The sequence below is a fragment of the Vibrio floridensis genome, from assembly GCF_021852965.1.
Lineage (GTDB): Bacteria > Pseudomonadota > Gammaproteobacteria > Enterobacterales > Vibrionaceae > Vibrio > Vibrio floridensis.
Genome location: NZ_JAKGCY010000005.1, coordinates 13,485 through 30,060, shown reverse-complemented (window position 1 = coordinate 30,060; position 16,576 = coordinate 13,485). Strand labels below are relative to the sequence as shown.

The window sequence follows — 16,576 nt, the reverse complement described above, 5'->3', positions numbered from 1 at the left end:
GGCCAAAGCGGGTGACGCTTTGGCCGTTTTTTGTCGGCGCCTTAGCCTCTAAAGTCGGTACTGTCGACTTGCTGCAGAAGTTCGTTTGCCTTTTTCATCGCGTTTCGCGCACTGACTGATTGGCGTTTTTTCAGCAGCATATCAGAAAACTTTAAGTATTTATTGGCCGTTTGAAAACGCAGATCCGAAATGTTTGGAATGTCCATGGGGAACTCTCGGGCTAACTCTTCAATATCCACTACCACTTGATCCAGTGCTGATACAGTAGCAGCCTTTTCAAGGTTTTGATAAATTTCAGACAATCTATCTCCGTACAGTATTATTACTGCTTCAGATGGGTATTTCACTTTGTCACTATTGCTTGGCTGCTTTTGCCAACTATCTATTGCGATCACTGCTTCGTTGAACACACGAGCGTTTTGTAGTTTTTTACGTGATATTTCATTGGTACTGAAGAAGGTACCACCAACGGCCAAAAGCTCAGTGAGTCTAACGGAATCCTTCACTTCGATGGCCTGATCAATGTTTTGGTAAAACACCTCAGTGGCTAAAGAGGAGGGTGTTAGAGGATAGTTTTGTTGAATTGAATGCAAATCATTGTGTAAATCAACGATCGATTTCCCATCCTGTTGAGCATCGTATTGACCTTTTTCGAGTACAGAATTGATGTGTCTTTCAATTGACAGCAACGTTGAACGCTTGCTCGAGCGCATGTCAAGGTTGAGCAATTCAAGCTTGTGGGAATCTGGGTAGTAGATGGCCGCGTGCTTCAGGACAGATTCGACTTGATCGTAATCGGGATACTCGTTATTGCTTTGGTTGAGAATTTCATCAATCTGTTGCTCGAATGTCGCGAGAAGCGTTTGCTTGTGATGCCGCAGTAATCCGGCTCTTAAAACCGGATGGATGGTATCGGATGCGCTAAGTTCGAAGACTGACTCAGGTTGGCTATTAATGATCTGTTGTTGCGTTTGTAGCGAATGAGCCAATTGGCGATTGGCCTCTTCCAACTGCACGATCTGCGAGTTTAAGTGATACGCAATACCAAGAGAGGTGGATAAACCTAGAACAATCAATGCAGCTATCGCATATTTTGAGCGATTATTTTGGTTGAGTCTCTGTTTTAGAGACTGGGCGCTGAGCTTGTACTGACCGCTGGTGTCGGTGAGAATCGTTTTAATATCGGGCCATAGGGTATTTGGAAAACCAGAGGGTTTCTTTAGCGGAATCGCATTTTTCTTAGCCAAATCGATAGGGGTTCGATTATAGGGATGCTTGCAAGAGAGTAGTTCGTATGCCATGCAGGCAAACGCAAACAGATCGTCCTGTCTGCATGGCTTATTACCGCTAATAATATTGAGGGATGCATAATTTGGTGTATATCCCAATACTTGATGATCATCGACTTTACGCTTGGCGGCGTACTGATCTTGTTTGAGGCGTTCAGTTTTTGACACACCAAAGTCGAGCAATTTTACCGTACCGGCTGAATCGATCATGATGTTAGCGGGCTTCAGGTCTGCGTGTACGATATCAAGTGAATGAGCATATATCAGAGCATCGAGTATTTGGTTTAGTAGGACTTTGGCATTAGGAAACGCTAAGCCATTGGGTCTGGAACGCTGAATCAACTGTTCGATGGTCTCACCATCTAAGTATTCCATCACAATAAAATAAATTTTGTTATCGACGCCAAAATCAAAAACACGAATGATGTTGGGGTGGCTCAAGGTTTGAGTATGTTGCGCCTCTCGGATAAGCATTCGCGCAGTCTCTGGTTGGTCGATGTATTCGTGCTGCAATACTTTGAGTGCGACAAAAGGACTAGCAACTCCAGATGATTCAAGAACTTTATCTTTGGCTCGGTAGACGTCACATAGGCCACCATGCCCAATTAGGCTGTCAATCACGTAACGATTTTTGACTAAATGGCCTTTATCTAGAGTTTGATGACCAGAAGCATTGTTTTCCTCCGTCACAGCGGTGTTTACCTCTGTTCTTGTTGAGGGGGGAGCTGTTTTTGATTCGGGTCTTTTAGTGTGAGATTTGTCGTTAATATTGTCTTCTTTAGTTATTTCTTTAACACTAGCTGGTTCTATTTTACTTTTTTCTACATTCTTTTCTGGACCGATTTTTTGTGAATGCGCAATAAATTTAGTCTTGTCATTTTTCTCTTCTTGCGTGTTTTTCTTCTCATTATCAACTGACATATACAACCCCTAAAACGGTAAAGAGTGACATCATATACTCAAAAAAGTTTGATTTGGCTGCGAGTTAAAAGCTTTCGTACTAATTAACAGAGGACTAATTCTTTGTAACATATCTTCTCACTGAAAGTTTGAACTGTGTTCTATATTTGTTTTGTTGCATGATTTTGGCTTTGTGTTAAATCTGCAAAATGCTCATTATCGCAAGCAATAAATATATATAAAGTAGTAGTGCATTCTAATACCGAAAACAAAATCGAGTTTGCATTTTGGGTTTTGTTGATAAATGCATTATTAATAAAGTGGCTAGAGGATGTTATGGGAATAGTGCTTTCGATTACTAGTTTCCACCGTTTTACACCAGAAATAAAAAGTGTGTATTCAATACCAACCAATGAAGAACACTTTTGTATGAAATTTGGTCGCTCTGAGAGCTGTGATTGGGTATTACCTGATCCTGAACGAATTATTTCTGGTGTTCATGGTGAAATAACTAAGTTTGGTAATGATTATCTACTTAGAGATCTCTCTACAAATGGTATTTTTGTTAATAAGTCAGTCAGCCCAGTAGGAAATGGTGTCGAGGTGGCTTTAAATGACAAAGATGTGATTAATTTTGGAGATTATGAAATCGAAGTATCATTTAAAAATAGTGAAAACCATAACGTAACTCAAAGCCAAATCCACACTAATACTCTGTCACCACGTGAAGTAAATAAAGAGCCTGTCAGTGGTAATGATAATTTTATGGATTTTGGTTTTGATGCAAACCTATTTTTGGCAGAAGAAGAAGAAAAGCAGCAGCAAAATCTATCGCCAGAGCTAGGTGATTTGGATGACTTTCTTGATGCTCCCATATTAAGCCCTCACATAGAGCCGACTTTGAAAGAAGAGAGAGCGACCGACTATCCTCGTGATGAGAAAGTGGCTAAGCGATGTGAGCGTGTTGACTCGGATTTGAACGCCTTTCTCAAGGGGGCTGGCATCGATTTAAGCTTAGTTCCAGAACAGGAAAGAGAGCAATGGTTTAATCGATTAGGTCGCTCTTATTCTCTCATGTTAGAAGGCCTAATGCAGACACTGCATAATCGTGCAGAATTTAAACAGGCGAACAAATTAAACCATACATCTTTTCAGAAAAAGGAAAATAATCCTCTTAAGTTTTCGGCTAATTTAGAAGATGCAATTCACAATCTATATAACAGACGCAGTGTGAGTTTTCTCTCACCGGAAGCTGCCATTCAATCTGCATTCAATGATATAGAAGCTCATGAAAAAGCAATGATAGAAGGTGTTCATGGTGCTGTATCTGGGGTGTTACGACTGCTTGAGCCGAATACCATATCTGGAAATGTGTCTCAAAGTGAAAAAAATGGATTGACATCAATATTTTCGCAACTTGATAAAAAACGATGGAAGAAGTATGAAAATATCTATTTTCAAATAAGAAATGAAATTGACATTGATGAGAAAGGGTTTTATTTGGAAGACTTTTCCAAATCTTATGAATCGGCAATAAGAAAAGTAGGGAGAGAATAAATGAAAGCCATGGCAAAAATAATTACCACAATAATAGTGTTTTTATTAGTGGGTTGCAGTGCGGCAAATATGGTTGTTTCTCCCTATTCAAATTTGGAAATAAAGACGGGGTTCAATGTCAATCCAGATATGAATGGCAGACCTTCACCTGTCGTAGTTTATGTCCTTGAACTTACTTCTGATACCTTATTTACGAGTCAAGACTTCTTCTCTCTATATGAAAATACAGCCCAAACGCTAGGTCCGGATCTGGTGAACAAAACAGAATTGTATCTCTCCCCAGGCCAAAAAACACTTTATGAATCTACGATGAAACCAAGTGTTGAATATATCGGCATTGTAGTGGCATATCGAGACATCGAAAATGCAAATTGGCGCAAGGTGATAAAGGTCGACCGCAAGGGCTATAACACCTACGAGCTTTCACTAGATGAATTGTCTTTGGCTATAAAATAATAACGACGTTGGCAGGATATTAAATGAGTGTTTATTCACCGATTGTTTGGAGTGAAGGGATGTTTCTGCGTCCTCAACACTTTCAGCAACAAGAGCGAGCGTTGTCTCATGAATACAAAGGTCTAACGCGTTTAGTAGGTTGTTATGCCCGAGGAATTGAATCGTTTTCTCTCGACAAAGAACAGTTGAAAGAAGGGGTTGTATCGCTAACTGAGTGCGTGGGAATTTTCTCCGATATGACATTCGTTAACATACCTATTAAAGAGCAGCTTCCTGAGCCACTCAAAATTGAACCAGGGATTGAAAATACTTTGGTTCAGCTTGTGATACCTGCAGAAAAATCCCAAGGCCAAAACGTTTCCCATTCCGAGACTTCAATGGTAACGCGCTATAAGGTGGTTGATCACACCTTAACCGATAGCGTGTCTGGTGATGAAGAAGTACTTCAACTCGCTGCGCTTAAGTGCGAGTTAAAGGCAACCAATGACAATTTGCCGGGCTATGTCTCTTTGCCTCTGGTGAAAATTCGTCATGTTGGTAGCGAAGGTCAAGTCATTCTTGATGAAGAGTTCGTACCACCTTTCCTTAATGTCCACCATAGTTCGCTGCTTACTCGTTATCTGAATAACGTTTTAGCCATGATCAAAATTAGGGCAGACGCCATTGCAAGTCGTCTCGGACAAGGCAAGTCAGCGTCTTCCTCTGCAGTAGATTTCATTATGCTACAGATGCTGAATCGTTATGAGGCTAATTTAAGACATTTATCGAAAGGGAGTGAGCTTCATCCACATGAGTTAGCGACGGCCTTATTGAGCTTAATTGGTGAGCTGTCCACTTTTTCGAGTAAAAATAAGCGAGTCCCTAAGCTTCCCGAATACCAACACAGTAATTTGGGGCCTGTCTTTTCTGAGATGAATCAAATCCTCAGTCAATATCTGAGTGTGGTATTGGAGCAAACTGCGACCAAGATGCCCTTGGATATTCGCCAGTTTGGGATTCGCGTTACGCCATTACCAGATAAAAGTTTGCTTTCACTTTGTCAGTTTGTATTAGCCGTTAAAGCCGATGTCTCTGCCGATGAAATTAGAAAAAAGTTACCAGGACAAATCAAAGTTGGACCCGCAGAGAATATTCGCGACCTTATCAATAATCAGATCAACGGTATTGCCGTTTCGCCACTGAATGTGGTGCCAAGACAGATGCCTTACGCAGCAGGCTACGTCTGTTTTGAGCTGATTAAACAAGGCGCTTATTGGGCTCGTTTAAATGAAAGCGGGGGAATGGCATTTCATGTCTCTGGTAATTACCCAGGGTTAGAAATGGAGCTTTGGAGTATTAACCAATAAGTGAAGCTATGGACGAAACGATTGTAAAACCAACCCCTGGGCGTAAAAAAGCACCGCAGTCGACACCTGTTGCATCGCTTGAAAGCGATAACACGGTTCTCTTTACGCAAAATAGTAAAGAAACGCGTGAAACGAGTATCGTCGCGTTTGGCAATAACGTACTGCTGGCAGAAGCGAATGTCATTGTTTCCTTGCTTGGCCAAATTAGAGCGACGGCCACGCACAGTGATGTCAAACAGTTACGTGAAGCATTTGTGCAAAAAATGCGTGACTATGAAAACCGGTTGAGATTACAAGGCGCAAATAGTAAGCAGATCGATATCGCACGCTACTGTTTATGTTGTGCTATCGATGAAGCAGTCCTAAATACCGAATGGGGAAGCCAATCCGTTTGGGGACACAACTCGTTATTGTCGACATTCTATTCCAATACTCAAGGCGGTGAGCAGTTCTTCATACATCTCGATGAAAGCCTTGCCGAACCCAATAAGCACTTAGATCTGCTAGAAGTCATGTATATCTGCATGAGCTTAGGTTTTTTGGGGCAATTTCGAGTTCGAGAAAATGGAATCGAGCAACATCGTTCCTTAAAAAACCGCGTAATGGATGTCCTTAAATCGCACGGTCGGGACTACAGTCCTTCACTCAACGATGATGCGTTAGCCAAAGTATTGGTTGGTGAGCAGATCGCAGAAAAAGCACCATTGTGGGTTGTTTTATCAATTACCGCGGCTGTGTTAGTCAGTGTGTACATGTACTTAAGTTATAGCCTAAACGAAAAATCCGATCAGACCTTTAGTCAGTTAATGAACTTAGTGCCGAGCAAAGAGATAGAGAACCAGAGTGCGGATTATATTTCGTCTCTTGCCGTAGCAAATCAAATCCAACGTTCGTTGGCAACGGAAATAGAAATGGGTTTGCTAAAAGTCGATGCATTACCCGATAGAGTGCGTATTACTTTTCAGTCCAATGATCTGTTTGAATCAGGCAGTGCGGAGCTTGTCGCGCATATATTCCCTGTGGTTTCGAAAGTGGCCAGAGCACTCGAGGCGACCAATGGAAAAATATTGGTTGTCGGACATACCGATAATAACCCCATTTTTACCAGTAAATTCCCTTCTAACTGGCATTTGTCTCTCGCCAGAGCGACAGCGCTAACCGATCGCTTAGCATCAGCAGGCAAATTGAGTGGGCGTGTCATTCCAGAAGGAATGGGAGATGCGAGACCTTTGGTATCAAATGAAACCGCAGAAGGAAAAAGCATCAACCGTAGAGTAGAAATCGATCTCCTAGTTCAAACCCAATCAAAAATGGATGCAAACAATGGCAAAGATTAAACGTTTATTGGGGAAAAAATGGCTGATTAGCTTGATCGGGCTTGGGGCAATTTCTATTTTTATTTGGTTTGTCGGACCATTGATCGCGATAGCAGGCATAGAGCCACTGAAATCAGACTTTAACCGTTTGTTGGTTATTGTGGTTTTAGTCTTTATTTGGGGTGTGACGAATGTTGTCCGTCAACAGAAGGAGCGAAAGGAACAAGATGAAAGCATCCAAAGCCTATTAGAGGTGGATGCCCTGACCGATAAAGAAGCGGCGGCAGAAATAGACGTCATGCGCGAAAGAATTGAGAAGGCGATTCAAGTCGTGACGAAAGGTGGAAAGCGTAAGAGCCATCTCTACCAGTTGCCTTGGTACGTCCTTATTGGTCCTCCTGGAACCGGTAAAACGACGGCATTAAAAGAATCGGGTCTCGAGTTTCCTCTATCAGATTCAATGGGCGTTGACTCGGTTTCTGGTATTGGCGGTACGAGAAATTGTGATTGGTGGTTTACCAATAAAGCGGTGTTGATTGATACAGCTGGCCGATACACCACGCAAGACAGCCAAGCTCATGTCGATTCAAAAGCATGGTATGGATTCTTAGGCTTATTGAAGCAATACCGTAAACAGCGTCCCATTAATGGTGCGATTGTTACGGTCAGCATCGCCAGTATGCTCACACAAACTCGCACCGAACGAGGCATGCATGCAAGAGCGATAAAAAATCGGCTACAAGAACTGAAAAATCAATTGGGTATGCAGTTCCCAATTTATGTTGTGTTGACAAAGGCTGATCTCATTGCGGGTTTTAGTGAGTTTTTTACGGAACTGACCAAGGAAGAGCGAGAGCAGTTATTAGGATTTATGTTTCCACCTTCAACAGAAGACGAGCGAGGCGTCATCTCTCTATTTAACAAAGAGTTTCATGACTTACTGGAGAGACTTGATCGCCGCATGATGCAAAGGCTTGAAACGGAGCATGACCTTGACAAGCGATCTTTAATTTTTGAATTTCCAAAACAATTGCGTTGTCTTCAAGCGAATCTAGACGAGTTTCTGAACGACATTTTTGCCCAAAACAAGTTTGAAGAATCTTCAATGATTCGCGGCGTCTTTATTGTGAGTTCATTGCAAGAAGGCACGCCGGTTGATCGTATCATGTCTGAAACATCCCAAGGGCTGGGGTTGGGCAAACCTCTACTGCGGTTAAGTTCCAAAGAATCAAGCAGCTATTTTGTAAAAAACTTGTTTGAAAACGTCATCTTTAAAGAGCAGTTTTTAGGGACGGTCAATCGTCATCATCAAAAGCAAAGTGGCTGGATTCGAAAAGGCGTCTACTGCTCGTGCATGGCACTGTCTGGGGCTGCGATCACACTGTGGATGATGAGTTATCAGTGGAACAATCAACTCATTGATGAAACGGATCGTCAAGTGACTGTGGTGAATGACTTACTTGCTAAGTCTGGTCTGGACTTCGAAAATGACTTGATCCCCTCGATAAACATTCTCAATCACATCATGCGTTTCCCTATGGGTTATAGACAGCAAGATGACGAGAGAGATCGTGTGACATCGTTTGGTTTGTTTCAAGGTGAAAAAATTGGCCAATCAGCTAAGAGTGCTTATCACCAAGCACTGACAAATTACTATTCATCCTATGTTGAATCGGTACTTCTCAGTGAAATGAAGAACAATGAACAACACCGAGAATATTTGTACGAAACACTCAAAACATATTTGATGCTCTTCAACGATGACAAATTTGAGAGTGAACATGTTCTTGGTTGGTTCAATTATTTCTTTGAAAGGCAGTATCCCGGTGAACTGAATGAAGAGTTAAGAGAGCAACTCTACGCTCATACCGAGAACTTTTTGTCGCAGGCAGACAGAGGCTTATATATCAACAACGATTCAGTAACCGCTGCCAGATTGGTTCTAACAGAAATGTCGTTGTCGGAAAGAGCCTACCAAAGAATGAAACTGCAGTTCCTTAAAAGTCATGTGCCTTCATTTCGTTTAACGGACGTTCTAGGGGCTAGGGGAGTTGAGCAGTTTGAGCGAAAAAGTGGCAAGCCATTATCGATGGGGATTTCCGGTTTCTACACGTACAACGGTTTCCATAGCATCTTCCAATTGCAACTGGGTCGTATGGTAAAAGCCTTGATGGAAGAAAACTGGGTGTATGGGGATGAGATTGACGCCCAAAACATCGACCATGATCTCGCTTTGCAAGGTGTGAGAGAGCGCTACTATCGTGACTATGTCTACGAATGGAAGACACTGCTCAATGACATCCAACTCAAAGCGGCACCAAGTTTGAAACTAAGTTTAGAGCAGAGTATGGCATTAGCGGGCTCTGAGCGACCAATTGAATCGCTGCTTAAAGCGGTACAAAAAGAGGTGGCATTAACGAAAATTTCGCTAAGCAACAACGAAAAAGCGGCAGCTGAAGTCGCTGGCAAAGTTGCCAAAGTGAAATTTTCAAATACGGCGGACAAACTTGATTTATATCGTCCGGAAGAGGGCAATACGTTTGATATTGCGCTTCCTGGAAAAGAAGTGGAAGCCGAGTTTGACGATCTTGTTAGGATGACAGACCAAGACTTTGACGATATTCATCTCGCACTGAGTGGTTTAAAAAGTTATTTGGCCGATCTCTCTAGCTCAGGAAATAATCAGAAAGTCGCCTACAAGAGCATCTTAAATGGCACCGTGACAGGAGAAGTTGCCGCGTCAATTGAACATGCTAAACAGCTTTTACCCGCTCCGTTCAACAACTGGCTAGGTGAACTTTCCGAGGAATCGGTCAAGTTAGCGGAAAAAGGATCGCGATCTCACCTTAATACGCTATGGGTTAACAAGGTTCTTAAACCTTATGAGCGCAGCATCAAAGGCAGGTATCCGTTTGAGCCAAGAGCGAAAACAGAAGTGACGTTAAAGGACTTCAGTCGATTCTTTGGCTACGGCGGAACACTTGATGCGTTCTTTGTCGAATACTTGGAACCGTTTGTCGATACGTCGAGAAGTGTGTGGCGCTTCGAGAAGGAAATCGGTGTCAGTCAAGAAACACTCGCCGTATTTCAACGCGCAGATCGCATCCGACAGTCATTTTTTGAACTCGACAATACACTGAAAGTCGATTTTGCAATGAAACCGATATACCTAGACCAACATATAACCAGCTTTGTACTGGAAGTTGGGGGGCAGAATCTTGCATACCGACATGGGCCAGCAAGAGTAAAAAATCTGTCTTGGCCAGCTAAGCGTTCAGCGACAAGAGTGGTTTTCACACCACCCGATTCGATTCGTGAAATTGCTTATACCTATGAAGGTGAATGGGGCATTTTTAAGTTGCTTGATCAATCTCTGAAAGCAAGGCCGCAATCTCGCAAAGACAACATCGTCATGATTGATTTGAAAGGCAACAAAGTTCAACTGGAATTGATTCCTAAGAGTACGATGAACCCATTTTGGTCGAGTGATATGGAGAGTTTCCGATGTCCGCAAACGCTATAACACCAAGCTGGGGCTTTATAGGCAAAATTCCTGCGAAAGGGGATTTTATAAAGCAAGACTTGCCGAAACCTTTTGCGGATCTTTTCCACGACTGGCAGCAGGCGATTATCGCCGTTAGCAAAGAACAGCTACAGGAAACATGGCAAAGCCATTTTCTAAACGCGCCAATTTGGCATTTCGCATTGGACAGTGGTGTAACCAATGACGCCACGATCATCGGAACGATGATTCCTAGCGTAGATGCTGCTGGACGGTACTTCTTTTTTACATTAGCCAGGCCCGTTCTTGGTGATGCCGTGAGCTATTGGAGCTGTCGAGATTGGGCCAATGAATCGCAAGATCTGGCGTTAACCGTGCTGGACGACCATTTTACCTTCGACGTTTGGAGTCAGAATCTACAGTCCGGCACAGAGTTAATTAACGCTATTTCGGCAGAAACGTTACCGGTTTCCCAAAAGAAACTGAGCGGAGAAAACCTCTTTATTAAGGAACATACAGAAACCAATGTGATGAGTTTGCTCTCTCATGTTGTTCGACAGCAGTTCCCTAAGCCGTGCTACTGGTGGACGGATGGTAATGATGCCATCGAGCCGATGATGCTAGTCATGGATGGTTTACCTCAAATTGGCAAATTTGCCGCAATGTTGGATGGGCAATGGCAGAAATGGAATTGGTAACGGTGATCGAATGAGTTGGAGTTTATTTACATTTTCCAAGACACACGCAGGTAAAGTCCGCCCTTACAACGAGGATGCGTTGTTGGATATGACCGCAAGGCGTGTATGGGTTGTTGCAGATGGCATGGGTGGGCATTCAGCTGGCGATGTTGCGAGCCAAATGCTTGTCGATCGCATTGAAAGATTTGTTCTCGACACACCCGATTTCGGCATCGATGAATTGCGTCAGATGATCGAAGTGGCCAATAGGGAAATTTTCCAGTACGCCCAAGTTCACCTCGATGGCAAAACCATGGGTTCCACCGTTGTGCTGTTGTTCCTACAGGACGGTTATTTCCATTGTCTGTGGGTTGGTGATAGTCGCATTTACCTACTCAGAGACAATCACTTGGTACAAAAGACGCGAGATCACAGCCAAGTGATGGAGCTAGTTGAGCAGGGACTGCTAGCGGAAGAAGATGCAGAAAAGCATCCTTTAGCCAATGTAATAACGAGGGCGGTTGGCGTCGAAGAGACGGTGAGAATTGACCAACAGTCGGGGCAGTTGCTTCATGGCGATCAGTTTCTCCTTTGCAGTGACGGTTTGACTAAAGAGCTTAGTAATAGCGAAATACATCAGATTATGTGTGCAGACTCGGTTAATCAGTCTGGTCTTGCACTTCTTCACGCAGCGTTAGTGCGGGGGGCAAATGATAATGTTACGTGCGCATTGATCAAAGTGGCCAAAGAAAAGCAATTGGTTCAAGAGGGCGTGTCTCATTCCTCTGATGCAACGGTGCCAGTCTATGCAAGAAGGAGGGTGTAATGAGTCATCACTATGAGGAGTTCACTTGGTTTGAGCCGGCCTTACTGCCAATTTCTGCCGAGCAGCCAGCAGGTGTGGATCCAAGAAGTGACATTACACCTCAGTCACTCTATTACCGACTGAAAGACCAGAGAATGCAGGCGAGAAATATTGAGCGAAATGCCATTATTGAAGAAGAGCCTATTCTTAACTATGCCAACCTTTGGCAAGTGTTTCTTGATGAAGTTCCGCAGGCACTGGCGTCACAAACCAAAGATCTAGAGTACGTGGCATGGCTTATCGAAGCGTTAACTCGCCTTGATGGTTTTAAAGGAATGGCGGTTGGCTATGAGCTGGCCACCTACTACTTAGAAAATTATTGGGCAGATCTGTATCCAATGCCGGATGAAGATGGCCTAGAAACAAGAATTTCGCCCATCATCGGCCTGAATGGCATTGATAATGAGGGGACGCTCATTTTTCCGTTATCGTGCATACCCATGACCGAAGGGTTGTCAGAACAACCTTATGCGTATTGGGAGTATCAACAAGCTTTGGACTTTGAGCGCTGTGATGAGGACAAGAAACGAGCCAAACGCGATCAGGGTGTCCCTGAGTTATCTGACATTGCCCAAGCCGTCAAATCGTCGAGCAGTCAGTTCTACCAAAGACTGATAGAGGATCTAAATAGAGCCATAAGTTCTTTTGAACGATTTTCACAGGCTTTGGATAGTGCGTGTGAAGAAGTCACCCCAAGTTCCTACATTTCTCGAAAATTAGATGCAATACACTCGGCAATTATGCATTTGGCGAGTGACAAAATGATCAAGGTTTCAAAAGAAACGAATTCAGATGAATCATCGCACTCTGCTTCTAGTCACGAAGGCGAGAGCGATGGACGAGGGCAGGGCGAAGCTAATTTTCAGTTATTGGCCGCTAATATGCACTCTCGTGAACAGGCCATAGTGCAGTTGCAACGAGTGGCTGATTTTTTTCGTGAAACAGAACCACATTCACCCGTTTCATACACGATTGAACAAGTGATTCGATGGTGTGGAATGTCTTTGCCAGAACTCCTGGCAGAGCTTATTTCCGATGGAGACGCCAAGAAAGGCTATTTCCGTTTGGTTGGCATAGCAGACAAAAATGAGTAATTAAAGGGAGAACGATATGACTAGTATCCACTCGAAATTATCGCGAGTACGGAAGCCACGTGTTCATATTACCTATGATGTTGAAACAGAAGGCACATCACTGAAGAAAGAACTTCCGTTTGTAGTGGGTGTGATGGGGGATTTTGCTGGCCAAAATACTGAAGCCCTCAAACCACTAAAAGACCGTCGTTTTATTCAAATTGATCGAGACAACTTTGATGATGTACTCAAGAAAATGAGTCCATCAGTGGAGTTTAAAGTGAAAAACACGATGGTGGATGACGGAACGGAATTTGCGGTCAATCTGCAGTTCCAATCGATGAAGGATTTCGAACCCGCCTCGATTGTTAGACAAGTTGATCCGCTTCGTCAATTGATGGACACACGCAATAAATTGCGCGACCTAATGACCAAAGTTGACCGTTCAGAAGAGCTAGAAAACGTGCTTGAAGCGGTTTTGAACAACACCGACAACCTATCTAAATTGGCTGATGAACTCAAGTTAGGCCAAGAAGAGAAAGCGGAGTAAGGGACTGCACAATGACAACACAGCTTGAAACCCAATTAGACCCCACCGTTGAAGGCCAGAGTTTTTCCTTCCTCGAACAAGCGATTGGCGCGACCAAACAAACGGAAGCGTCGAGAGCAGAAGAGTTAATCAAAACATTAACAGAAGAAGCTTTAAAAGGTACGGTAACGTGGAACAAAAACCTAACCGTGACGTTTCGTGAAGCCATTACCGCTTTGGACAAAAAGATTTCCGAACAGCTGTCTGCGGTGATGCATCACCCTGAGTTGCAAAAGTTGGAAGGAACGTGGCGTGGGTTGAATTATTTGGTGATGAACTCGGAAACAAGCTCCACGTTAAAGATTCGTATGGTGAGTATGACCAAGAAAGAGCTGCACAAAGATTTAAGTAAAGCAGTGGAGTTCGATCAAAGCCAGGTCTTCAAGAAAGTCTACGAATCAGAATTTGGTAGTGCTGGTGGTGAGCCATATGGTGCGATCATTGGTGACTATGAATTTACGAATCATCCAGAAGATATTGAAACGCTGCGTCTTATGTCGAATGTTGCGGCAGCTGGTTTTTCTCCATTCCTTTCTGCCGCCTCACCTGCGTTGTTTGGTTTTGACGAATGGACGGAATTGTCGAAGCCTAGAGATTTAGAGAAAGTATTTGAGTCGCTCGAGTACACTCAGTGGCGCGCATTCCGTGAAAGCCAAGACTCACGCTTTGTCAGCTTGACGATGCCGAAAGTCCTTGCTCGACTTCCTTATGGACAAGCGACATCGCCAGTCGAAGAGTTTGGTTTTGAAGAGTTTTCCGTAGACGAAACCACCGGAATTGCCGTGAATGCGCAGCACAACGACTACTGCTGGATGAACTCGTCGTATGTACTGGGAGCGAAGCTCACTGACGCATTTGCCAAGTATGGATTCTGCACGGCAATTCGTGGTGCTGAGGGCGGTGGCCGTGTCGACAATCTGCCAACGCACTTCTTTATGAGTGACGATGGCGATCCAGATATGAAATGCCCGACCGAAATTGGCATTACTGACCGTCGTGAATCCGAGTTAGGTAAACTGGGCTTCCTGCCTTTATGTCACTATAAGAATACCAACTACGCTGTATTCTTTGGTGCGCAAACCTGCCAAAAACCAGCCAAATACGATTCGCCAGATGCCACTGCGAATGCTGCGATTTCTGCGCGCTTGCCTTACATGATGGCGACTTCTCGTTTTGCGCATTATCTCAAGGTCATGGCGCGAGATAAGATTGGTAGCTTCATGGAAGCAGAAGACGTTGAGTCATGGCTAAATCGATGGATCCTTGGCTACGTCAACGCGTCGGAAGGCGGTGGTCAAGAGATCCGTGCGAAATACCCGTTGGCGGATGCGCGAGTGCAGGTCAGAGAAGTTCCTGGCGCACCGGGTGCTTACAACGCGGTCGCGTGGCTTAAGCCTTGGCTGCAAATGGAAGAGCTTACCACGTCTCTCCGTTTGGTAGCGAAAATCCCTCAGTCTGGCGGATAAGAGAGACTAGGGGCTGGCATAACAAGCCAGTCCCTCATATTGATATGAATTTCATCGAAATTGAGCAACTTTCCCACGATTTACCGACACCAGAGTCTGCTTTGGAGAATGGTATTTGGATGGCGCATTTTCTTGATGCCAAGACGATGACGCAGATGGTGAGCTATTGGGTTGAGATTTCTGGAGCGAAAACGAAACAAGAGTTTGTTCACAGCATCATCAGTGCCATTGAATCGATTGATAGGGAAGTGAGCGCTCAACTGGATGAGATTCTGCATCACCGACAAATGCAAAAGCTTGAAGCGACGTGGCGAGGCTTAAATTACCTTGTTCAGCAGAAAGATCACAATGCCGGAGAGCTTGTAAAGGTCAAAGTCCTATCTTGTACATGGGAAGAGCTGAAGAAAGACAGTGAGCGAGCGATAGAGTTCGATCAATCCGCGCTGTTTAAGTTGGTCTATCAAAACGAATACTCGATGCCAGGGGGAGAGCCGTTTGGTTTATTGATTGGTGACTATTATCTCTGTGGCGGTCAAAACGCCATGGTGGTTGAAAGAGAAATCAACATATTAAGGAAAATTGCGCAGTCGGCAGCAGCGGCGTTTAGCCCTTTCATTATGTCGGTCGAACCGAGTGTTTTTGGTTCAGATTACTTTGAAAACATCGCGTCGATGACGAACGTCTACGCCCAATTTGAGCAAAACGAATACGTGAGTTGGAAACGACTACGAGCCGAAGAGGATGTTCGGTTTATTGGTTTAACGCTACCCAACCTTTTGTATCGTCAACCATATCAAAGTGACGGCTCGAGATCGGATTCTTTTGTTTACAACGAACGAATTCGAGATTCGCACCAAGATTTGTTGTGGGGAAATGCCGCTTATTCTTTTGCCGCGGTCATTGTTAGAGCATTTCAAGAGCACGGTTGGTTTACACACATACGTGGACATAAAACAGGGGACTACTCTCAAGGCATTATCCAGCCTCCTTCTTTATGTCAGGTTGATTTACCAGGAAAGGGAGGACGATATCGCACACCTCTCAACTTAAAAATAACGGAAAAAAGAGAGCAAGAGTTGGCAGATTGCGGATTTATCCCTCTGTCTCCCGTCGCTGAAACGCCTTTTGTTAGCTTTACCTCGAACATCTCTTTGCACAAACCTCAGCAGTTTGCTTCCAAGGGAGCCAGTGTAAATGCACGTTTGTCTTCGATGTTGCAATACACCTTATGTGTTTCAAGAATTGCTCACTATTTAAAAGTGATGGGAAGAGATCGGATTGGCAGCTATCAAGATGCCCAATCGATAGAACGAGATTTTCAGGCGTGGCTTCATAAATATACCACTGCGTCTGATGAGGCTTCGGATGAACTGAGAGCAAAATATCCGCTTAACGAAGCCAAAATAAAAGTCACTGAAAAGCTAGGTAGCCCAGGAAAATATTATTCGGTGATCCACCTACGGCCCCATTTTCAACTGGATCAAATGGTTTCATCGATCAAGTTGATTACGGAGTTGTCTCCTGAGCATATTGTATAAGG

12 protein-coding genes are annotated in these 16,576 nt (G+C 43.9%); 11 read left to right on the top strand and 1 reads right to left on the bottom strand.

The features are described 5' to 3' along the window. Positions 1-41: 41 nt before the first annotated feature. On the bottom strand, positions 42-2,210 hold the full coding sequence (locus LZU85_RS10010) for a serine/threonine-protein kinase (protein WP_237286991.1): 2,169 nt from the start codon (positions 2,208-2,210) through the stop codon (positions 42-44). A 315-nt stretch (positions 2,211-2,525) separates the two neighbouring features. Between LZU85_RS10010 and tagH the strand changes: the two genes are divergently transcribed. The 11 genes from tagH to tssC (LZU85_RS09955) are packed head-to-tail and all read left to right on the top strand — an operon-like array spanning position 2,526 to position 16,574. Continuing rightward, positions 2,526-3,746 carry a type VI secretion system-associated FHA domain protein TagH gene (tagH, locus tag LZU85_RS10005; RefSeq protein ID WP_272909890.1) on the top strand — a complete coding sequence of 407 codons (1,221 nt, stop codon included), beginning with the start codon at positions 2,526-2,528 and terminating at the stop codon, positions 3,744-3,746. After that, positions 3,747-4,202 (top strand): type VI secretion system lipoprotein TssJ, encoded by a 456-nt coding sequence (gene tssJ, locus LZU85_RS10000; RefSeq protein WP_011081398.1) that lies wholly within the window; start codon positions 3,747-3,749, stop codon positions 4,200-4,202. It abuts the gene before it with no gap. Between the two features lie 23 nt (positions 4,203-4,225). Next, positions 4,226-5,548 (top strand): type VI secretion system baseplate subunit TssK, encoded by a 1,323-nt coding sequence (tssK, locus tag LZU85_RS09995; protein WP_237286989.1) that lies wholly within the window; start codon positions 4,226-4,228, stop codon positions 5,546-5,548. An 8-nt stretch (positions 5,549-5,556) separates the two neighbouring features. After that, positions 5,557-6,885 carry a type VI secretion system protein TssL, long form gene (gene tssL / locus LZU85_RS09990; RefSeq protein WP_060534064.1) on the top strand — a complete coding sequence of 443 codons (1,329 nt, stop codon included), beginning with the start codon at positions 5,557-5,559 and terminating at the stop codon, positions 6,883-6,885. Continuing rightward, on the top strand, positions 6,863-10,387 hold the full coding sequence (gene tssM, locus LZU85_RS09985) for a type VI secretion system membrane subunit TssM (RefSeq protein ID WP_237286988.1): 3,525 nt from the start codon (positions 6,863-6,865) through the stop codon (positions 10,385-10,387). The genes tssL and tssM overlap by 23 nt, the downstream gene beginning before the upstream one ends. Beyond that, positions 10,369-11,064, top strand: coding sequence for a type VI secretion system-associated protein TagF (gene tagF / locus LZU85_RS09980; RefSeq protein WP_011081394.1), 696 nt, complete (start codon positions 10,369-10,371; stop codon positions 11,062-11,064). Before tssM ends, tagF begins: the two co-directional genes overlap by 19 nt. A 10-nt stretch (positions 11,065-11,074) precedes the next feature. Beyond that, complete coding sequence (locus LZU85_RS09975; protein ID WP_176298106.1) at positions 11,075-11,869, top strand: PP2C family protein-serine/threonine phosphatase; 795 nt, start codon at positions 11,075-11,077, stop codon at positions 11,867-11,869. Beyond that, a complete protein-coding gene (tssA, locus tag LZU85_RS09970; protein WP_237286987.1) occupies positions 11,869-13,002 on the top strand; it encodes a type VI secretion system protein TssA in 1,134 nt (377 codons plus the stop codon). Before LZU85_RS09975 ends, tssA begins: the two co-directional genes overlap by 1 nt. A 16-nt stretch (positions 13,003-13,018) precedes the next feature. Continuing rightward, entirely contained in the window at positions 13,019-13,531 is a 513-nt protein-coding gene (gene tssB / locus LZU85_RS09965) for a type VI secretion system contractile sheath small subunit (RefSeq protein ID WP_011081391.1), read from the top strand. An 11-nt stretch (positions 13,532-13,542) separates the two neighbouring features. Further along, a complete protein-coding gene (gene tssC, locus LZU85_RS09960; protein ID WP_011081390.1) occupies positions 13,543-15,036 on the top strand; it encodes a type VI secretion system contractile sheath large subunit in 1,494 nt (497 codons plus the stop codon). Then, positions 14,967-16,574, top strand: coding sequence for a type VI secretion system contractile sheath large subunit (tssC, locus tag LZU85_RS09955; RefSeq protein ID WP_237286986.1), 1,608 nt, complete (start codon positions 14,967-14,969; stop codon positions 16,572-16,574). Before tssC (LZU85_RS09960) ends, tssC (LZU85_RS09955) begins: the two co-directional genes overlap by 70 nt. The last annotated feature ends 2 nt before the right edge of the window (positions 16,575-16,576 follow it).